This is a genomic window from Arthrobacter sp. MYb23 (assembly GCF_002979775.1).
Lineage (GTDB): Bacteria > Actinomycetota > Actinomycetes > Actinomycetales > Micrococcaceae > Arthrobacter.
Window position 1 is genome coordinate 37,015 of sequence record NZ_PCPR01000030.1, and the last position, 17,549, is coordinate 54,563.

Consider the following 17,549-nt stretch of genomic DNA (forward strand, 5'->3'; position numbering starts at 1 on the left):
GTCTGAATCTTGAGTGGTGAATCGTGGCGGTACGTTCGGGACGGTTCCGGATGCCGGTGGAACCGTCCCCTGCCCGCGCTTACTTCTTGGTGAAACCTTCTTTGAGCTTCTGGGCGGCATCCTTGATGTTCTCGCTGATGTCCGCTGCAGCGTCCTTGACCTTTTCGCCGGCCTGCTGGATCTTGGCCTGTGCTTGGTCCTGCTGGCCTTCGCGCTCCAGCGATTGATCGCCGGCGAGCTTTCCTGCGCCTTCCTTGGCGGCACCGAGGTGCTCGGTGGCTGCGTTGTTGATCTTGTCGTTGATACCCATGGTGTTCCCTTTTCTTGTTGTGGACGGCCATTGAGAGCCGCGCCGGTTTTTATTTGGTAGAAAGCTGTTTCGCTGCGGTGACTGATGAAAGACGGTCACCGCGCGCGACGGGAACCGGACACCCGGGTCCGGGCGCCGCTGGTGATTCGGACCAGGACCGGTAGTGGATGGCCCAGCCAGACGTCGATTCCTTGGATGAGTTCTTCGGCGGTATCGGCAAGCTCCCTGGGGGAGGTTCCCTTGCGCGCTTGCATGCGGAGCCGCAGCGCCGTCCCGCTCCGTGATTCCCAGGCGGAGACTGAGGCAGCCAGGACGTTCTTGTTGCCGTTCAGGGCCTGGTGGACTGCTGCGGAGATGAGTCCAACGTCCACCACGGTTCGGCCGTTGATCCCGTCGGCTTGCTCTGCCAGGCGGGGTGTCCGGCCGCCGCCCTGGGATGCCAGCCAAGCGGCGCTGAGTATGGCGCCGAGCAGCAGCACCGCAACGCCGGCCACCAGCCACCAGCTTCGTGCCGGTTCAGGCAAAAGGGCGGTGCTGGACAGGGTGCGGGCTTGATCCGTCACGGTAGAGCCAATGGCCCGCCACGTATCCGCTGCTCCCGGCAGGGTTCCGGCCGCGATGAGTGCGGCTCCGGTGCCCAGAAGTGCCAGCCCCACCAGGGTGAGCAGGATGCGGTTTAATGCGCGGTTGGTCCTTCTCATTGCCCCACTGCTCCTTCGTTCAATACCCGTACGTTGCGCTTGACCGGCCGATCCAGTGCATAGGTGGCCAGTTCGCCGTCGAGCGCTGTTTTGATGGACTCAAGGTTCAGGGGAACGCCCGACGTCGGACGCACCTGGACGCGTACGGACCGTCCACCGACGGTGGTGGTCACCTGCCCTGGCGCCAGGCCCGCGGCAAGCCGGGCTTTGCTGGACACGGCTGCGGCGATGACGTCGTCATCGACAACCGTTGCCGTGCGGTCGCTCGCCAGAGCGCGCCTGGGCCGGCGTCCCTTGCCAACCGCTATGCCGATGATCAGCAGCCCCAGAATTCCCAGGCCAACGCCAGCTGCGGTCATGCCCGCCGGGATGGTGTTGGCGGGAAGGTCAAGCAGCCACTGCCGCAGCTGGGCCGGGCTGGCAAGCAACGGCTGGTCCTTGAGAAGCCACAGCACGGATTCCAGCGCCAGCCAGAGGAACGTGACCAGAAGGATGGAGGCCACCACCACGGACGGGACGGACCTTGAAGAATGTGTGTCCCTGCGGATCATGCGCCGGATGACTCGGTCCTGCTTCACTGCACCCTCCTTTCCGTGGAATGACTTTCCCTCAACTGTGCCTGCTTGGATCCAGTGAGCCGGATGTCTACGCGGCCAAGTTCCATGCCGGTGAGTTCCAGGCTGCGGGCCACCAGCTCTGTCCGCGCGGCCTGGGCCTTCTCGAAGACGGTGCCATGCGTTGCTGTGCCGTCCAGGGCTGTGCCCGCCTCCGGCCGGGGCCCCAACAGGGGCGGGAGCGCCAGCTGGACGGAAACCTTGACGCCGAGCCTGCCGGAGTCGTCGTCCAGTTCAGCCGTAACGTTGCTCCCGCCTACCTGGAAAGCGCGGGCCGTAATGGTTTCCACCGTCCTGCGGAGCGCGGTCCGGGCAATCCTGGTGTGCCCGGTTCTGTGCCCGGCTGTGTTTCCGGCCCTGTTTCCGGCTTTGTTTTCCGGTGCCGGGCCACCGGCTTCGCTGATCATGACGAGGAGCGCTTGCCCCGCAGGGCATCCAGCACCCCGCCCAGGTCAAGCTTTCCCTCGGCAGAGCGGCCCAGCACGGCTCCGATTCCTACGAACAATGCTGTCAGCAGCAGCCCCCAGAATCCGAAGGCCAGGCCGGCCAGTGCCAGGACCGCTCCTACGGCCATGCCGGTAACTGTGGGGCTCATGCGACCCTCGGCTCACGCGTGGCGTCATCGGCCTCGGAGTCCTCGGACGGCACGTGGATGTCCGTGATGGTGATGTTCACTTCGGTGACTTCCATGCCCACCAAGTCTTCGATTGCCGTGTAAACGGCGTCGCGGGCATTGTCTGCCACTTCCTGGAGCGGGTGCGGGTATTCAACAACCAGGGTGACGTCCACGGCCACCTGGGTCTGGCCAACTTCAACGCTGACGCCCTGCGTGAGGTCCTTCTGGCCAACCTTTTCACGCAGGTTTCCGATGGCACGGGCCGCGCCGCCGCCCAAGGCGTGGACACCGGGGATTTCCTGGATGGCGATGCCAGCGATCTTGGCTACGACGCCGTCAGCCACAGTGGTTGCGCCGCGACCGTCCTTGCCCTTGTCCTGGACCGTCACGTCGTGTGCCGTCTTGTCCAGTGCCGATGCGGAGGTGGCTGCCTGGGTGTTCTTTGCGGGGACGTCTGCGGGGGTGTGGGTCTGGATCGTCATGGCAATCACTCCTGTCCGTTGTGTGCGGCGTTCTTTTGCGCCGTCATGAATAGGACGTGGCCCGGCAACGAATCCTCACGGTGAAAATTATGTGAGCTGCATCACGTCCGTTCAGTATTGTTCAACTCACCCCGCACGAACCCTGGGCGCTCTACTGTAATGAGGCTGGAACTACGCCCCGCAGGAGACTCATGGCAACCGCCTTCACCATGCCCGCACCGGATTTTGACCTCAGCCCCATCACAGGGTGGACGCGGGAGCACTGGGTGGCCTTCGCGGATCAGCAGTTGCTCGCGGTGCGCCCTTACTTTTCGCCCGGGAAGGCGACCATCCGGCTGGGCGGCAGGCCGTCGTCGTCGGGAGTCTTGTCCGACGGTCTGGAGGGATTCGCCCGGACGTTCCTGATGGCGGCCTTCCGCGTGGCGGGCGAGCGTGGAGGCGATCCCTACGGACATTTCGAGTTCTACCGCGAGGGACTCCTGGAGGGAACACAGGAGGGCGGTCCGGAAGCGTGGCCGCCCATCCGTGACCGTTCGCAGCCCATGGTGGAAGCCGCCTCCATAGTCCTTGGGCTCCAACTCACCAAGCCGTGGTTGTGGGACGGGCTGAGCACTGACCAGCAAACCCAGGTGGCCGCCTGGCTGCAAGGTTCCTCGACGAGCACCTGCGTGGACAACAACTGGGTGCTCTTCCAAGTGATGATTGCCGAATTCCTGGCCGGTGCCGGATTCGACCACAACGAATCCCAGATCAAACACGGACTGAACAGGCTCGAGGACTGGTACGCCGGCGGGGGCTGGTACCGGGACGGCGACAACGACGGCACCGGCGATTTCTTCGACTATTACTGCGGCTGGGCCATGCATCTGTACCCCATCCTGTGGGCACAGTTCGCGGCGGGACGGCACCCGGAGGCCAATGAGCGGCTGGAGCTCTACCGGACCAGGCTCTCCGCTTTCCTGGAGGACCACGTCAGGTTCTTTGGCTCGAACGGCGCCCCGGTCTTCCACGGCCGTTCCCTGATCTACCGCTACGCGGCCATCGCGCCGCTGTTTATGGGCGAGGCAGTCTCCGCGACGCCGATCAGTACGGGCCAGACCCGACGGATCGCCAGCGGCGCCGCCAAGTACTTTCTCGACGGCGGCGCATACGACGGCGGTGCTTGCGACGGCGGCCTGCCGTCCCTTGGATGGCTGGGCGCTTTCGAACCGATGACCCAGGAATACTCGGGCCCCGCATCGCCGTACTGGACCTCCAAAGCCTTTGTGGGACTCCTCCTGCCGGCGGACCACCCGGTGTGGACCGCCGTTGAGGAACGCTCACCATGGGAAACCGCGGACGGCCTCAAGCATGCGGAGGCACCCAACTACCTTCTCCATTCCACGGCCACTGACGGGATTTTCCGTGTGCTCAACCATGGCAGCGACAAGTATTATGCTCCAGGCCCGGATGATCCCCTGTATCGCCGCCTCGCCTATTCCAGCCACACGGCACCGCTGTTCACCCAGGATCCCGTAGACAACCACTTCGCCATCCTCAACTACTCCGAAACTCCCAGCCGCCGTGCGAGGATCCACCGCCTCGAGTCACGGAACAATCAGGCGGCCAGCTGGCACGCCCCCATCTGGGACGGAGATGATCCCGCCCAGTCACCCTGGAAGGTGGCGACGGGCACAGCGGTGTCCGGCGGCTATGAATTGCGGGTGCACGTTGTGGAAGCCGGTTCCGGGCTTACGGTCCGCGACGGCGGTTACGCGCTCGCCGGAGCGTCCCCCGTGAGTGACCATCATGGCGTCCTCAGCGACGGTCACCTTCATGCTGCTATCTGGCCGCTTCACGGCTACACGGGCGGAGGCATCCACCGCGGGGAAGATGTTTCGCCCCTGGGGGAGCATGCTGCGTGCGGCTACCTTGAGGGGCGGCTCTCCGGGGAGCGAAGCTGTTTCGCCTCGCTGGTGTACCTCGGCGGCGAGGCACCGCCGTGGGTTCCCGCCGCCGTCGGGCCTTCCACGGTTCTGGACGTGCTCGACGACGGTGGCCGGGTCAGCGCGCGCCTCACCTTGGGTTCGGGCCAGGTGCTGGAGGTGTCCTTCGCGTTTTGAGGCGGCGGGTGAAATCTTGAGCCAATCTTGAGATGACCCGGCGGTGTTCTTGAGGGCCCGGTCCGATGGTTGAAACATCAGCCAATCTGCTGATGGGAGCTTCCAGGAAGGACCACCGAAATGACTGACCACATCGCCGCCACGTCCTCGAACACCGGCGCCGCCTACGTGAAGTCCGATGTCTTTGCAGGAGCCGCGGAGGCTGTCCATCAGGCAGGCGAAGGTCTCGGCCAGAATCGTGCAGTGGTGGCCGTCCGTGAGCAGTTCAATCCTCTCGGTGCGGGGCTCCGCAGCATTTGGCCGCAGTCCGTCGTCGGGTTCTAGAACGCATAGCTTTTGATTCGGGCAGGGACCTTTCTCGTCGGGAAGGTACCCTGCCCGACGTCGTTTAAGGGACGATGGAGTCCGGTGCGAAAATAAGGAGGCTTGCCATCAAGGAAGAGATGAAAAAGGCCGCTGATGTGGCTGAGGATGCTGCGAACTCGCGCGCCTTTGAAATGGTTGCCCGTGGCGGCTATGCAGTCAGTGGCCTGCTCCACGTCCTCATCGGCGTTATCGCGCTGCAACTGGCCTTTGGAAGTGTGGGCGAGGCCGACGTCTCCGGAGCCGTGGCTTCCCTGGCCAGCCAACCCGCCGGACCCTTCCTGCTGTGGGCGTGTTTTGCCGCCTGCGCGGCCCTCGCCGTGTGGCAGTTGAGCAACGCCATTTTTGGCTACCGGAGGGACCCGGACGGCAAGATCACCAAGAGGCTCTCCGCAGTGGGGCAGGCAATCGTTTTTGCTGCCCTTGCCTCCACCCTCATCTCGTTCGTCGTAGGAAAAGGGCAGAACAGCCGGGAGTCCAGCAGCGACGTGACCGTCACGCTCATGAAGGCGCCGTTCGGGATGTTCCTGCTTATAGCCGTCGGTGCCGGCATCGCCATCACGGGCATTGTCTTCGCAGTCAGGGGATTCCGGCAGACGTTCAAGAAGGACATTTCGCTGTCATCTGCCAGCTCGGTCCGAAAGTTCCAGCTGGGCGTAGGAGTGGTGGGGTATGTCGCCAAGGGGATTGCCCTGTTCCTTGTGGGCTTGCTGGTTGTCATTGCCACCGTGCGCGCCCAGCCCGAGCAATCGACCGGGCTGGACGGCAGCTTGAAAGCCCTGAAGGAGCAGCCGTACGGACCGTACCTGTTGGCTGCGGTAGCTCTGGGGCTGATCGCTTACGGACTGTTCCTCATGGTCAAGGCCAAGGCGCTCCGGACATAGCGCCGCATCAGTTGGCTTGTTCCTTTTCGATGGGAATCCAGAGCTGCCCGCTGCCATGCGTGCCGCCAGGCTCCACGTGGACGCTGAGCATTTCCGGGCCGGGTGCCCACCTGTAGGGATTGGCGGGAAACCATTCCGTTGCGGCATCGGCCCACATCCTTTGCAGGACCTCGGGGAACTTCCCTTCGGTTTCGAACACCACCCACAGGCCGGCCGGGACCTCAAGGGATTCGAAACCTTCCGGTGCCTGCTTGCTGGACGCGACGGCGTGCCAGTAGTCCAGCTCGCTGCCCTCGGTCCGCTGCTCATCAATGTTGTCAGTAACTGACACGGGCCCGGACGGTTCTATGTCCGCAAACTCGAGCATTCGCTTGGTTGTGGCGGGGTCCAGTCCCCGCTGGAACTCGATGATGGCGTTGTTAGGCCCTTCGTGAACCAGCGGAACGCGGGCTTTCAGGCCAATCAGGCGGAAAGCCGGCTTGTCTTCTATGCGGTGCTTCATGTCGGTGTTTCCTTCGACTCGGAGATGGAACCTCAGCTGAGGTTGGGAATGGAGGACAGCGCCAGGAAGCCGAGCCTCGGTGGGGCTCAGTCCGTGCATGGCCTTGAACGCGCGGGTGAATGCTTCGGCTGATCCGTATCCGTAGCGCACGGCAACGTCCAGCACAGTCCCCCCTTCCAGAATCTCCGCCGTGGCTGCCGTGAGGCGCCGCCTGCGGATGTATTCCGAGATGGGCAGGCCCGCCAAGGAGGAGAACATCCGCCGGAAGTGATACTCGGACGTCAAAGCAGCCCTGGCCAGGACCTGCACCTCGACGTCCGTGGTCAGGTCCTGCTCGATCAGCTCTATTGCCCGGTTCCAGCCCTGCATCATGTCCCCTTCCTGCACTGGGTCTCCCGCTTGCCTCGGGTCTGCCTCTCGCATCTGCTTCCATCCTTTCCATTGACGCTACGCGGGCGTCAGGATGGATGCCCCAACAATCCATGCCCGAAAGTATCAGGCGCCAGCAACGCGGGACCCGGACAACGCGGAAGGCCGCAGCAACGCAAGAACCCGGACAACGCAAGAACCCGGAGACTGCAGTTGCAGTTCTCCGGGTTCTTGACTGTATTCAGATGTTACGGGTGACTCGAGATTCAGATGCTACGGGCGACTTGAGCCTGACGCTTCTTCATCCGGTTCGGAGGAGAAGGGCCGGTCCTCAGGGACGTCTTCCGTATTCTTTTCGTCCAACTCGGCGTCTGCCGAAGGCACCGTCTTCTCGGCGTAGTCGCCTTCGGTGTAGTCGCCGCCGGCGTCATCCTTCAGGGTTTCCGGTGATACTCCGGTCTTCCCGTAGTCGCCCTCGGAGTACTGGCCTTCGAGTTCGTCGCCGTTGGCGTCCTTGTTCTGGTGATCAGCCATGAGTGGCCTTGCGACCAGTGACCAGGCCGTAGATCAGCAGCACAATGATGGAGCCGCCGATAGCCAGGAGCCACGTGGTGAGGGAGAAGAATTCCTGCAGGCCCGTTCCGAAGATGAGCCCGCCGATCCAGCCGCCCAGAAGTGCGCCGACGACGCCCAACAGGAGAGTGATCAGCCAACCGCCACCCTGGCGGCCCGGAAGAATAAGCTTTGCGATAGCGCCGGCCAAAAGACCGAGCAGAAGAAAACCAAAGAAACCCATTTTTGCTCCTACTTTCTTGTTGATGGAAATTCCATGAACGTGATGAAGCGAGTAATTTCACCGGGTGCCTGTTCCAAGATGTAGGCACCGTAATGGGGCCCCTGAAGGCCCTATGGAATGTGGGGAATTGGAACTAGTGTGAAACCCCGATGAATTTATTAGATGCAGCCAATAAAGCACTCCTGCCGATTGGGTCAGACTCGGTACTACATCAGTAACGCTAGCGGCTCCCGCGGCTGGTAGCAAGTAACCTGACTATTAGTCGGTCCTTGGTTGCAGGCCCGGAATGCCGCGGATCCGCTGCCTGGCGCCTCTTCGAGGGGGTCCGCGACCCTCTTGCCGGCGGCCTCCGCTTTCCTGACCTGCTGCTTGAGGTTTGCCCTCGACTACCCGCCGATGCCCCGGCCTGCAGGTCCCGGCGTTTTCGCCGGATGCGGTTGCCTCCTGGGGATATCCGCTTGTTGGCATAACGCTTTAGTCAACCGATTTATTTCGGCAAATGATCGTTAACCCACCCCGCCATGAAAGTTCAGGTGACACGGCATGGCCTGCGGGGCTAATGTCGAGGAATAACACCTCGGAAGGAGTGATTGCTGTGAAAGGGAAAGCATTGTTCGCCGTAGGCGTGGCTGTCGGCTACGTTTGGGGTTCAAAGTCCTGGTCGGAGGTGTATCGGCGGATCCGCGGAGGCACTGAGAAGCTGTGGAAGAACCCTGAAGTTCAAGAGAACGTGCACCAGGCCACGGAGGCCGTCCAAGAGTCGGTGCCGGACATTCTGGACAACTTGTATGAGGCCGGCAAGAAGCTGATGGAAAGGGCTGAGACTATGTTCCCGGGCATCACGTCCCCCAAGGAAGGTCAGCACGCAGGATCTTCCTCAACCGCTAAGGCAGGGCCCACTATCCACTCGGATGTCGTATCTGATCCCGCCCTGGATGACACCACGGGAAACGACTGGACTGGCGAGGGCGGCGCTGCGCCGGAGGGACCGGCCACCAACACGCCGCCCAAGCCCTGACATCGGGGGTTAGCCGGCGCGTCCCACCGCCGCCAGGATCGCCTCGCCCAGTTCCTTGGGCTTGGTGAACTGCGGCCAATGGCCCGTGGGCAGGTCAATGTAGTCCACGTCCCGGATCCTGGCGAGTTCCGCTGTGAACGGGTGCCCGGCGTCCATCCATTCCTTGAGGAGCGACGACGGGAATTGGCAGGCGATGATGGTGGCCGGTACGTCGTAACGCCGGATGTCGTTCAGGTGTTGCTGGTCAAAGGCCACGCCCTTGGGTTGCGGGATAGCCCTCGCGCGGAAGGCCTCTTTGAGTTCGTCCGTCAGATCAATGAGGTCTTCTTCTTCGAACAATTCCCACGGCGGCAGCGGAAGGTCGTCGCCGTCGTCGGGCAGTTCGTCATTGATGACCCCGCCCTCGCCGAGTGGTCCGCTGTCCACGTAGACGGCGCGTGCCACCCGGTCAGGGCGGGCATCCGCGACGCCATGGATGATGGCGCCGCCACCTGAGTGACCCACCAGGACCACTTTGCCCTCCAGGGAGTCCACCTTCGCGGCCACGGCATCTATGTGTGTCCGGAGGCCGATGCCCGCGCGTGGAGCATCCACCGACTCCAGTCCAGGCAGTGTCAGCGGATGGACCGTGTGTCCGGCGGCCACCAGCGGCGGCGTCACCTCCTCCCACGACGACGCGTCCAACCAGAAACCGGGTACAAGGATGATGTCCATGCCGGTACCCTACGGGAGCCCACCGACAGAATGCACTCACTTTTTACTGAATCATTCGGTCCCTCCTATGGCCTGCCCCGCGTTGCTTCGCGCAACGGCTCGGGTGAGGTGACTGATGATCAGGGAATCATTCGCGCTCCGCCAGACGATCCAAGGCTTTCGCCAGCACTTTTGCGCGCATCTCAGGCGTGCGGGCTTTGAGGATCTGAAGGATGATGAGGTACCTCTCTGTCTTGCCGAGGCGATCAAAGGCTTGGCTGGCGGCCTCGTCGCCGGCGAGGGCCGCCTTCAGGTCTTCCGGCACCTGGGCGTTGGCCTGCGAAACGTACGCTGCTTCCCAGCGGCCATCAGCCTTCGCGGCGTCTATCTCGGCGAGACCCGCGGGCTGCATGCGTCCGGCCTGGATCAGGGCCTCCACTTTGCCCACGTTCACCTGCGACCATGAACTCCTGGCCCGGCGACGCGAGTAGCGCTGCAGGAAGGTTTTCTCGTCGTGACCGCGCCGTTGGCCATCGATCCAGCCGAAGCAGAGTGCGCCGTCCAGGGCGTCTTCTATGCTGATGAGTCCGGCGCCTGAGTTCTTCTTGCCGATCACCAGCCAGGCTTCGGCTTCGGTGGCGTGGTTGGCGGTGAGCCAGTGTTCCCATTCCGCGCCATCGGCGAACCTCAACATCTCCGGCGTTTTCTCATGCTCCATGGTGTCCCTCCTGCCCCTCGCTTGAGTACAGCATCCCCCAAGTAGGTCGCAGCAGAGCGCGTTATGGACGCTCAAAACGCGCTCTGCTGCGACTCAGTTGGGTTTCGGGGGAGGGGTTGACGTGGATCACGTTCCCGGTCCATAGTTATCGTATACGATTTCGTACTTGATAAACGTTCGATCAGGAGGAGGCGCCGTGACACTGGAGTTCCGGACCCAGGAAGTCAGCCAGGACATGCTGGCCCGGACGCGCAAAGTCATTGCCGTCCACATCAATTACCCCAGCCGCGCTGCCCAGCGCGGGCGTACTCCTGAGCAGCCGTCGTACTTCCTGAAGCCGTCCTCGTCTCTGGCGCTCGGCTCCATGGATGTTCCCGGCACGGTTGAGCGCCCGGCCGGTTGCGAACTGCTGGGCTACGAGGGCGAGATCTCGTTGGTGATCGGCAAGTCCGCCCGCCGTGTGGGGTTGGAAGACGCTTGGAGCCACGTCGAGTGGGTCACGGCGTCCAACGACCTCGGCGTTTACGATCTCCGTTATGCGGACAAGGGATCCAACGTCCGGTCCAAGGGCGGCGACGGGTTCACTCCCGTTGGACCCGCGCTGATTCCGGCCGACGCCGTTGACCCCACCCAGTTGCGGATCCGCACCTGGCACAACGGTGACCTAGTGCAGGACGACACCACCGAGGATCTGCTCTTCCCGTTCGCTCAGCTCGTGGCGGACCTCTCCCAGCTCCTGACACTCGAAGAGGGCGACATCATCCTCACCGGCACCCCGGCCGGCGCGTCGGTCGCCAAGCCGGGAGACGTCGTCGAGATTGAGGTCACCGGCGGTGATTTCAGCAGCGGCCGTTTGGCCACCAAAGTAACGGAAGGCACGACGCCGTTTGCGGACTTTGGGGCCCGGCCCAAGACTGATGACACCCAGCGGGAGGAAGCGTACGGCTCGCGGGAAGCGGCAGGGCTGCCTTCTGAACCGGCCGCTGCCGCAAATGTCCTGACACCGGAACTGAAGGCAAAGCTGGAGTCCGTCGCTACCGCCACCTTGTCTTCCCAGCTGCGTAAGCGCGGGCTGAACAACGTCAGCATCGACGGACTGCAGGCCACCCGCCCGGACCGTAAGGTGGTGGGCCTGGCCAGGACCCTGCGCTACGTACCCAACCGCGAGGATCTCTTCAAGACCCACGGCGGCGGTTTCAATGCCCAGAAGCGCGCCATCGACTCCGTGAACGACGGCGAAATCCTGGTCATGGAAGCCCGCGGCGAGAAAGGCACCGGCACCGTGGGTGACATCCTGGCGCTGCGTGCCCAGGTCCGCGGAGCTGCTGCGATCATCACCGACGGCGGCGTCCGCGACTACTCCGCGGTGGCTGACCTGGAGATGCCCACCTACTTCGCCAACCCCCACCCCGCAGTACTGGGACGCCGGCACATTCCGTGGGACACGGACATCACCATCGCGTGTGGTGGCGCGACCGTGCAGCCCGGGGACATCATCGTTGCCGACTCGGACGGGATCCTGGTGATCCCGCCGGCCATCGCCGAGGAACTGGTGGACGACTGCATCGTCCAGGAAAAGGAAGAGACGTTCATCTTCCAGATGGTCCAAGAGGGCAACAGTGTTGATGGGCTGTATCCGATGAACAAGGAGTGGCAGGCCCGCTACGCGGAGTGGTCCGCCCGCCAGCAAGCCGCGGAAGGAGCCCACAGTGACTGAAACCGCCGTCGGAAGCAAGTCCCAACAGGCGTATGCCGCCGTGAAGGCGCGGATCATCGAGGGTACCTACACGCCGGGGTACCGGCTGGTGCTCGCCAAGATTGCCGAGGACCTGGGTTTCAGCGTGGTCCCGGTCCGGGAAGCGATCCGCCGCCTGGAAGCTGAAGGGCTGGTGAAGTTCGAGCGGAACGTGGGCGCCACGGTGTCCGGGATTGACCCCACCGAGTACCTCTACACGATGCAGACGCTGAGCATCGTGGAAGGCGCGGCCACCGCGTTGTCCGCACCCTTGATCGACTCCGTGGCCATTGCCCGGGCGCGTGCGGTGAACGAGGAGATGCGTGAGTGCCTGGAACACTTCGACCCCGTCCGCTTCACGGCGTTGAACCAGGACTTCCACAGTGTCCTGTTCGAACATTGCCCCAATCCGCACATTCTGGACCTCGTCCACCGGGGCTGGAACAGGCTGGCGTCACTTCGCTCGTCAACGTTCCGCTTCGTCCCAGGCCGCGCGCAGGAATCCGTGCGCGAACACGAGGCGCTGCTGCAGCTCATTGAGGGCGCAGCAGACGCCGACACCATTGAAAAAGCAGCCCGCCAGCACCGCGCCGCCACCCTGGACGCTTACCTGGCCCAAGCCAAGCAATAACTGCCAACTAAAGCAACGCGGGGTCACTTATGGCCCCTAAAGACACCCCAATGGGGCCGAAAGTGACCCCGCGTTGGAAGAAAAGGAAGACAACGATGACGACCTCCGTAGAGACCACCAAGCACTACATTCCCGAGAACCTTCCGTCCCACATCCAGCACTTCATCAACGGCGAGTTCGTTGACTCCGTTTCCGGTAAGACGTTCGACGTCCTGGACCCGGTATCCAACGGCAACTACGCCACTGCTGCTGCGGGCCAGAAGGAAGACATTGACCTCGCCGTCGCCGCGGCACGGGAAGCCTTCGTCAATGGCCCGTGGCCGAAGATGAAGCCGCGCGAACGTGCCCGTGTGCTGAACAAGATCGCTGATGCGGTGGAGGCCCAGGAAGCCCGCCTCGCCGAACTCGAGACGTTCGATACCGGCCTGCCGATCACCCAGGCCAAGGGCCAGGCGCTCCGGGCTGCCGAGAACTTCCGCTTCTTCGCAGACCTGATCGTTGCCCAGTTCGACGACGCCATGAAGGTTCCCGGCTCGCAGATCAACTACGTGAACCGCAAGCCGATCGGCGTCGCCGGCCTCATCACGCCGTGGAACACCCCGTTCATGCTGGAGTCCTGGAAGCTCGCCCCGGCTCTGGCCACCGGCAACACCGTGGTCCTGAAGCCTGCCGAGTTCACGCCGTTGTCCGCGTCTCTCTGGGCACAGATCTTCAAGGACGCAGGTCTCCCGGATGGTGTGTTCAACCTGGTCAACGGGTTGGGCGAAGAAGCCGGCGATGCCCTGGTGAAGCACCCTGACGTACCCCTGATCTCCTTCACCGGCGAGACCACCACGGGCCAGACCATCTTCCGCAACGCCGCAGCCAACCTCAAAGGCCTGTCCATGGAGCTCGGCGGCAAGTCCCCGTGCGTCGTGTTCGCCGATGCCGACCTCGACGCCGCGATCGATTCGGCGCTGTTCGGGGTGTTCTCGCTCAACGGCGAACGCTGCACCGCCGGCTCCCGCATCCTGGTTGAGCGGGCCATCTACGACGAATTCTGCGAAAAGTACTCTGCCCGGGCCAAGAACATCGTGGTGGGCGATCCCCACGATCCCAAGACCCAGGTTGGCGCCTTGGTTCACCCGGAGCACTACAACAAGGTGGCGTCATACGTGGAGATCGGCAAGTCCGAAGGCAGGCTCCTGGCCGGCGGCGGCCGACCCGACCACCTGCCCGAAGGCAACTACATCGCACCCACGGTGTTTGCCGACGTCGCGCCTGACGCACGGATTTTCCAAGAGGAAATCTTCGGTCCCGTCGTGGCCATCACGCCCTTCGAGAACGACGACGAAGCCCTCGCCTTGGCCAACAACACCAAGTACGGCCTGGCGGCCTACATCTGGACCCAGAACCTCACCAGGGCCCACAACTTCTCCCAGAACGTGGAGGCCGGCATGGTGTGGCTCAACAGCCACAACGTCCGCGATCTCCGCACCCCGTTCGGTGGCGTGAAAGCCTCCGGCCTGGGCCACGAGGGCGGCTACCGCTCCATCGATTTCTACACCGACCAGCAGGCCGTGCACATCACGCTCGGTTCCGTTCACACACCTAAATTCGGCGCCTAGTACCCAACTAGGTCGCAATAGTGCGCGTTTTGAGCCTCCAAAACGGCATCTACTGCTACTCAGTTGGGTTCCCACACCACCCTTTCAACGAAGAGAGAATTCCATGAGCAACTTCACCGGCCCCATCCCCACACCCACGGTCCCGGCACCGGATATCGTCCGCTGCGCGTACCTGGAACTGGTGGTCACGGACCTGGCCAAGTCCCGCGCGTTCTACGTTGACCTCCTCGGCCTGCACGTCACCGAGGAAGACGAGAACACCATCTACCTTCGCTCCTTCGAGGAGTTCATCCACCACAACCTGGTCCTCCGCAAGGGCCCGGTCGCCGCAGCTGCAGCCTTCGCATACCGCGTGAAGTCCCCGGCCGAAGTGGATGCCGCCGAGGCGTACTACCGCGAGCTGGGTTGCCGTGTAGAGCGCCGCAAGGAAGGCTTCACCAAGGGCGTTGGCGACTCCGTCCGCGTGGAAGACCCCCTGGGCTTCCCCTACGAGTTCTTCTACGACGTGGAGCATGTGGAACGCCTCACCCAGCGCTACGACCTCTACTCCGCTGGCGAACTGGTCCGCTTGGACCACTTCAACCAGGTCACCCCGGACGTCCCGCGCGGCCGCAAGTACCTGGAGGACCTCGGCTTCCGCGTCTCCGAGGACATCAAGGATTCCGACGGCGTCACGTACGCCGCGTGGATGCACCGCAAGCAGACGGTGCACGACACCGCCCTGACCGGCGGCAACGGACCCCGCCTGCACCACATCGCGTTCTCCACGCACGAAAAGCACAACATCATCCAGATCTGCGACAAGATGGGTGCCCTGCGCATCTCCGACCGGATCGAACGCGGCCCCGGCCGCCACGGCGTGTCCAATGCGTTCTACCTCTACATCCTGGACCCGGACGGCCACCGCGTGGAGATCTACACCCAGGACTACTACACCGGCGATCCGGATAACCCCACCGTCACCTGGGACGTCCACGATAACCAGCGCCGCGACTGGTGGGGCAACCCGGTAGTCCCGTCCTGGTACACCGAGGCCTCCCTGGTCCTGGACCTCGACGGCAACCCGCAACCCATCATTGAACGCGAGGACAAGTCCGAAATGGCCGTCACCGTGGGTGCCGACGGCTTCTCCTACACCCGCCCCGACGGTGCTTCCGGCGAGGCTGCCGAGGGCTTCAAGCTGGGGGCGCAGGTCTAAAAGATGATGGACGCGAAGACGATCGAAGCCATTGCCGACGAGCTCCTCGAAGCCGGCCGTAACCGTACACCGGTTCCTCGGTTGACTGCCCGCTACCCCGATATGACGGTGGAGGATTCCTACGCCGTGCAGCAGTTGTGGCGGCGGCGGAACGAGGAAGCCGGGCGCACGTTGGTGGGGCGGAAGATCGGCCTGACGTCCAAGGCCATGCAGGCCGCTACGGGCATCACCGAACCAGACTATGGTGCCATTTTTGATGACATGGTCCTGGATACCGGGTGCTCCGTGCAGTGGGACAAGTACACGCACCCACGGGTTGAGGTGGAACTGGCGTTCGTGCTGAAGAGTGCCTTGAAGGGGCCCGGCTGCACCATTTTCGATGTCCTCAACGCCACTGATTACGTGGTTCCGGCCCTCGAAATCCTGGACTCCAGGATTGAAATGGAGGGCCGGACCATCGTGGACACCATCTCGGACAACGCCGCGATGGGCGCCATGGTGGTGGGCGGCCGCCCGGTGCGGCCGGACGCCGTCGACCTCCGTTGGGTCTCCGCCATCCTGTACAAAAACCAGACAGTGGAAGAGACCGGCGTCGCAGCCGGAGTGCTGGACCACCCGGCCAACGGTGTCCACTGGCTGGCAAACAAGATCGCCGCCCACGGTGACTCGATGAAGGCCGGGGACATCATCCTGGCGGGCTCGTTTACGCGCCCGATGTGGGTGTACAAAGGTGATACCGTGCACGCGGATTACGGACCGTTGGGAGTGGTGACATGCCAATTCGACTAAACCCCACCTTCTACTCGGCACTCTCCGAGGCAGACCGCCCGCTGGCTGGCATGTGGATCTGCTCCGGCAGCCCGCTGGTGGCCGAGATCTGCGCCGGATCCGGCCTGGACTGGGTACTGATCGACGCCGAGCACAGTCCCAACGGCCTCGAATCGATCCTCGCCCAACTCCATGCCGTCAGCGGTTACCCCGTGCAGGCCATGGTCCGACCACCGGTCAACGACACCGTGGTCATCAAGCAGTACCTCGACCTCGGCGTGCAGAACCTGATGATCCCCATGGTGAACTCGGCCTCTGACGCCGCAGCTGCGGTTGCCGCGGTCCGCTACCCTCCGCACGGTGTTCGCGGCGTCGGATCCGCACTGGCCCGTTCCGCACGCTGGAACCGTGTCCCGGACTACCTGGCTTCCGCCTCGGAGACCATCAGCCTCACGGTCCAGATTGAGTCCGAAGCTGCGGCGTCGGCGGTGGAGGAGATCCTGGCCGTCGACGGCGTGGACGGCATCTTCCTGGGCCCCTCGGACCTCGCAGCCTCCATGGGCCTGCTGGGACAGCAGGAAAATCCCTTGGTGAGGGCCGTCGTCGAGCATTGCCTTGAAGCCGCGAAAGCGGCAGGTAAGCCCGCCGGCGTGAACGCCTTCAACGAATCAACCGCCCGGGCCTATCTCGACGCCGGTGCCTCCTTTGTGCTGGTCGGCGCCGATGTTGCGGTGCTGGCCCGCGCGTCCGAGGGTTTCGCCTCAAAATTCATCCCTGTGTCCGAGACGGCCGAGCGCGAAAGCTACTGACGGACCCAACTGAGTCGCAGTTCAGGCCGTTTTGAGCGCTCAGAACGGCCTGAACTGCGACTCAGTTGGGCGAGGGTGGGGTGTTCTTGCGAGCCATGTACCACTCGGTGAATTCGCGGGCGCGTCCGTCTTCGGCGAAGCGGATCACCCACAGATTGTCGTAGGTGGGGTCCCCGTTGAGATACGTGGTCAGGCCTTGGACGAAAACCGTATCGCCGTCCTGGCCCAGAAGGTTCCATTCGAACGTCCAGTCCTCGGGCTTGTCGCCGGCGTCGGCCCACGCTTTGACGATCTCTTCGTGGCCGTTCCACGGTTTATCCGTGTTGGGTTTGTCGTAGTAGACGGCATCCTCGGTGAAGAGTGCCCGGACGTCGTCGGGCTCATTCGAGGTCCACGCTCGTTCGTACTTGTCCATCCAAGAGTTCACGTCGTTGGTCATCTACCCGTTCTACCCTCCGGGGCCGGTGGGTTCAACGGTGGTTTGTTGCTTTCACCGAACGTTCCTCCCCGGTTGGTGTGCGGGCGTCCTGCGTTCCTTCCCAGTTGCCGGTCGGAATGCACGACGACGGCCGGCTGGTTTCTGCTGTTTTACTGCGTTTCGCGGGGGCCGGGTCAGTGCTGGGGGCTGGGTAA

At 63.3% G+C, this 17,549-nt stretch carries 22 protein-coding genes; 10 read left to right on the forward strand and 12 right to left on the reverse strand.

Features of this window, described 5'->3' with window-relative positions; genetic code table 11:
* Nucleotides 1-79: 79 nt before the first annotated feature.
* From CQ020_RS21545 to CQ020_RS21570, 6 genes are all read right to left on the reverse strand, one after another.
* Entirely contained in the window at nt 80-310 is a 231-nt protein-coding gene (locus tag CQ020_RS21545) for a CsbD family protein (protein WP_105693920.1), read from the reverse strand.
* A gap of 95 nt (nt 311-405) precedes the next feature.
* Nucleotides 406-1,011: a hypothetical protein gene (locus CQ020_RS21550; RefSeq protein WP_105693921.1), complete on the reverse strand. Its 606-nt coding sequence runs from the start codon at nt 1,009-1,011 to the stop codon at nt 406-408.
* Entirely contained in the window at nt 1,008-1,589 is a 582-nt protein-coding gene (locus tag CQ020_RS21555; protein WP_105693922.1) for a hypothetical protein, read from the reverse strand. Before CQ020_RS21555 ends, CQ020_RS21550 begins: the two co-directional genes overlap by 4 nt.
* On the reverse strand, nt 1,586-2,032 hold the full coding sequence (locus tag CQ020_RS21560) for a hypothetical protein (protein ID WP_105693923.1): 447 nt from the start codon (nt 2,030-2,032) through the stop codon (nt 1,586-1,588). Before CQ020_RS21560 ends, CQ020_RS21555 begins: the two co-directional genes overlap by 4 nt.
* Nucleotides 2,029-2,220 carry a DUF2273 domain-containing protein gene (locus CQ020_RS21565; RefSeq protein WP_024818603.1) on the reverse strand — a complete coding sequence of 64 codons (192 nt, stop codon included), beginning with the start codon at nt 2,218-2,220 and terminating at the stop codon, nt 2,029-2,031. Before CQ020_RS21565 ends, CQ020_RS21560 begins: the two co-directional genes overlap by 4 nt.
* Nucleotides 2,217-2,723 (reverse strand): Asp23/Gls24 family envelope stress response protein, encoded by a 507-nt coding sequence (locus CQ020_RS21570; protein ID WP_105693924.1) that lies wholly within the window; start codon nt 2,721-2,723, stop codon nt 2,217-2,219. Before CQ020_RS21570 ends, CQ020_RS21565 begins: the two co-directional genes overlap by 4 nt.
* 191 nt (nt 2,724-2,914) lie before the next feature.
* On the opposite strand from CQ020_RS21570, the gene CQ020_RS21575 reads away from it, so the two are divergent.
* The 3 genes from CQ020_RS21575 (at nt 2,915) to CQ020_RS21585 (ending at nt 6,072) form a co-directional block, all read left to right on the forward strand.
* Entirely contained in the window at nt 2,915-4,825 is a 1,911-nt protein-coding gene (locus CQ020_RS21575; RefSeq protein WP_105693925.1) for a DUF2264 domain-containing protein, read from the forward strand.
* A gap of 120 nt (nt 4,826-4,945) precedes the next feature.
* Complete coding sequence (locus CQ020_RS21580; RefSeq protein WP_105693926.1) at nt 4,946-5,149, forward strand: hypothetical protein; 204 nt, start codon at nt 4,946-4,948, stop codon at nt 5,147-5,149.
* A 119-nt stretch (nt 5,150-5,268) separates the two neighbouring features.
* Nucleotides 5,269-6,072, forward strand: coding sequence for a DUF1206 domain-containing protein (locus tag CQ020_RS21585; RefSeq protein ID WP_258142153.1), 804 nt, complete (start codon nt 5,269-5,271; stop codon nt 6,070-6,072).
* A gap of 7 nt (nt 6,073-6,079) precedes the next feature.
* On the opposite strand, the gene CQ020_RS21590 is transcribed toward CQ020_RS21585, so the two are convergent.
* From CQ020_RS21590 to CQ020_RS21600, 3 genes are all read right to left on the reverse strand, one after another.
* Nucleotides 6,080-6,997 carry an AraC family transcriptional regulator gene (locus CQ020_RS21590; protein ID WP_258142154.1) on the reverse strand — a complete coding sequence of 306 codons (918 nt, stop codon included), beginning with the start codon at nt 6,995-6,997 and terminating at the stop codon, nt 6,080-6,082.
* A 219-nt stretch (nt 6,998-7,216) separates the two neighbouring features.
* The gene (locus CQ020_RS21595; protein ID WP_105693928.1) at nt 7,217-7,477 is read right to left on the reverse strand and encodes a hypothetical protein; all 261 of its coding nucleotides are present in this window, start codon (nt 7,475-7,477) and stop codon (nt 7,217-7,219) included.
* Complete coding sequence (locus CQ020_RS21600) at nt 7,470-7,739, reverse strand: GlsB/YeaQ/YmgE family stress response membrane protein (RefSeq protein ID WP_024818596.1); 270 nt, start codon at nt 7,737-7,739, stop codon at nt 7,470-7,472. The genes CQ020_RS21595 and CQ020_RS21600 overlap by 8 nt, the downstream gene beginning before the upstream one ends.
* A gap of 595 nt (nt 7,740-8,334) precedes the next feature.
* On the opposite strand from CQ020_RS21600, the gene CQ020_RS21605 reads away from it, so the two are divergent.
* On the forward strand, nt 8,335-8,757 hold the full coding sequence (locus CQ020_RS21605; RefSeq protein WP_105693929.1) for a hypothetical protein: 423 nt from the start codon (nt 8,335-8,337) through the stop codon (nt 8,755-8,757).
* A 9-nt stretch (nt 8,758-8,766) separates the two neighbouring features.
* On the opposite strand, the gene CQ020_RS21610 is transcribed toward CQ020_RS21605, so the two are convergent.
* Nucleotides 8,767-9,471, reverse strand: a complete 705-nt coding sequence (locus CQ020_RS21610; protein WP_105693930.1) for an alpha/beta fold hydrolase — start codon at nt 9,469-9,471, stop codon at nt 8,767-8,769.
* Between the two features lie 127 nt (nt 9,472-9,598).
* Complete coding sequence (locus CQ020_RS21615) at nt 9,599-10,168, reverse strand: YdeI family protein (protein ID WP_105693931.1); 570 nt, start codon at nt 10,166-10,168, stop codon at nt 9,599-9,601.
* Between the two features lie 235 nt (nt 10,169-10,403).
* On the opposite strand from CQ020_RS21615, the gene CQ020_RS21620 reads away from it, so the two are divergent.
* The 6 genes from CQ020_RS21620 (at nt 10,404) to CQ020_RS21645 (ending at nt 16,916) form a co-directional block, all read left to right on the forward strand.
* A complete protein-coding gene (locus tag CQ020_RS21620; protein WP_258142155.1) occupies nt 10,404-11,885 on the forward strand; it encodes a fumarylacetoacetate hydrolase family protein in 1,482 nt (493 codons plus the stop codon).
* Nucleotides 11,878-12,534 (forward strand): GntR family transcriptional regulator, encoded by a 657-nt coding sequence (locus tag CQ020_RS21625; protein WP_105693933.1) that lies wholly within the window; start codon nt 11,878-11,880, stop codon nt 12,532-12,534. Before CQ020_RS21620 ends, CQ020_RS21625 begins: the two co-directional genes overlap by 8 nt.
* A 95-nt stretch (nt 12,535-12,629) precedes the next feature.
* Nucleotides 12,630-14,141, forward strand: a complete 1,512-nt coding sequence (hpaE, locus tag CQ020_RS21630) for a 5-carboxymethyl-2-hydroxymuconate semialdehyde dehydrogenase (protein WP_105693934.1) — start codon at nt 12,630-12,632, stop codon at nt 14,139-14,141.
* Between the two features lie 103 nt (nt 14,142-14,244).
* A complete protein-coding gene (hpaD, locus tag CQ020_RS21635) occupies nt 14,245-15,339 on the forward strand; it encodes a 3,4-dihydroxyphenylacetate 2,3-dioxygenase (RefSeq protein WP_105693935.1) in 1,095 nt (364 codons plus the stop codon).
* 3 nt (nt 15,340-15,342) lie between these two features.
* Complete coding sequence (gene hpaH / locus CQ020_RS21640; RefSeq protein WP_105693936.1) at nt 15,343-16,128, forward strand: 2-oxo-hept-4-ene-1,7-dioate hydratase; 786 nt, start codon at nt 15,343-15,345, stop codon at nt 16,126-16,128.
* On the forward strand, nt 16,113-16,916 hold the full coding sequence (locus tag CQ020_RS21645; protein WP_105693937.1) for an aldolase/citrate lyase family protein: 804 nt from the start codon (nt 16,113-16,115) through the stop codon (nt 16,914-16,916). The genes hpaH and CQ020_RS21645 overlap by 16 nt, the downstream gene beginning before the upstream one ends.
* Nucleotides 16,917-16,977: 61 nt before the next feature.
* On the opposite strand, the gene CQ020_RS21650 is transcribed toward CQ020_RS21645, so the two are convergent.
* On the reverse strand, nt 16,978-17,355 hold the full coding sequence (locus CQ020_RS21650; protein ID WP_024818586.1) for a nuclear transport factor 2 family protein: 378 nt from the start codon (nt 17,353-17,355) through the stop codon (nt 16,978-16,980).
* Between the last annotated feature and the right edge of the window lie 194 nt (nt 17,356-17,549).

What these genes read in the sequence shown, in the direction of transcription:
- CQ020_RS21545 (WP_105693920.1), bottom strand. Translation starts at nt 310, where the DNA reads ATGGGTATCAACGACAAGATCAACAACGCAGCCACCGAGCACCTCGGT.
- CQ020_RS21550 (WP_105693921.1), bottom strand. Translation starts at nt 1,011, where the DNA reads ATGAGAAGGACCAACCGCGCATTAAACCGCATCCTGCTCACCCTGGTG.
- CQ020_RS21560 (WP_105693923.1), bottom strand. Translation starts at nt 2,032, where the DNA reads ATGATCAGCGAAGCCGGTGGCCCGGCACCGGAAAACAAAGCCGGAAAC.
- CQ020_RS21565 (WP_024818603.1), bottom strand. Translation starts at nt 2,220, where the DNA reads ATGAGCCCCACAGTTACCGGCATGGCCGTAGGAGCGGTCCTGGCACTG.
- CQ020_RS21570 (WP_105693924.1), bottom strand. Translation starts at nt 2,723, where the DNA reads ATGACGATCCAGACCCACACCCCCGCAGACGTCCCCGCAAAGAACACC.
- CQ020_RS21575 (WP_105693925.1), top strand. Translation starts at nt 2,915, where the DNA reads ATGGCAACCGCCTTCACCATGCCCGCACCGGATTTTGACCTCAGCCCC.
- CQ020_RS21580 (WP_105693926.1), top strand. Translation starts at nt 4,946, where the DNA reads ATGACTGACCACATCGCCGCCACGTCCTCGAACACCGGCGCCGCCTAC.
- CQ020_RS21585 (WP_258142153.1), top strand. Translation starts at nt 5,269, where the DNA reads ATGAAAAAGGCCGCTGATGTGGCTGAGGATGCTGCGAACTCGCGCGCC.
- CQ020_RS21590 (WP_258142154.1), bottom strand. Translation starts at nt 6,997, where the DNA reads ATGCGAGAGGCAGACCCGAGGCAAGCGGGAGACCCAGTGCAGGAAGGG.
- CQ020_RS21595 (WP_105693928.1), bottom strand. Translation starts at nt 7,477, where the DNA reads ATGGCTGATCACCAGAACAAGGACGCCAACGGCGACGAACTCGAAGGC.
- CQ020_RS21600 (WP_024818596.1), bottom strand. Translation starts at nt 7,739, where the DNA reads ATGGGTTTCTTTGGTTTTCTTCTGCTCGGTCTTTTGGCCGGCGCTATC.
- CQ020_RS21610 (WP_105693930.1), bottom strand. Translation starts at nt 9,471, where the DNA reads ATGGACATCATCCTTGTACCCGGTTTCTGGTTGGACGCGTCGTCGTGG.
- CQ020_RS21615 (WP_105693931.1), bottom strand. Translation starts at nt 10,168, where the DNA reads ATGGAGCATGAGAAAACGCCGGAGATGTTGAGGTTCGCCGATGGCGCG.
- CQ020_RS21620 (WP_258142155.1), top strand. Translation starts at nt 10,404, where the DNA reads ATGCTGGCCCGGACGCGCAAAGTCATTGCCGTCCACATCAATTACCCC.
- hpaE (WP_105693934.1), top strand. Translation starts at nt 12,630, where the DNA reads ATGACGACCTCCGTAGAGACCACCAAGCACTACATTCCCGAGAACCTT.
- hpaD (WP_105693935.1), top strand. Translation starts at nt 14,245, where the DNA reads ATGAGCAACTTCACCGGCCCCATCCCCACACCCACGGTCCCGGCACCG.
- hpaH (WP_105693936.1), top strand. Translation starts at nt 15,343, where the DNA reads ATGATGGACGCGAAGACGATCGAAGCCATTGCCGACGAGCTCCTCGAA.
- CQ020_RS21645 (WP_105693937.1), top strand. Translation starts at nt 16,113, where the DNA reads ATGCCAATTCGACTAAACCCCACCTTCTACTCGGCACTCTCCGAGGCA.
- CQ020_RS21650 (WP_024818586.1), bottom strand. Translation starts at nt 17,355, where the DNA reads ATGACCAACGACGTGAACTCTTGGATGGACAAGTACGAACGAGCGTGG.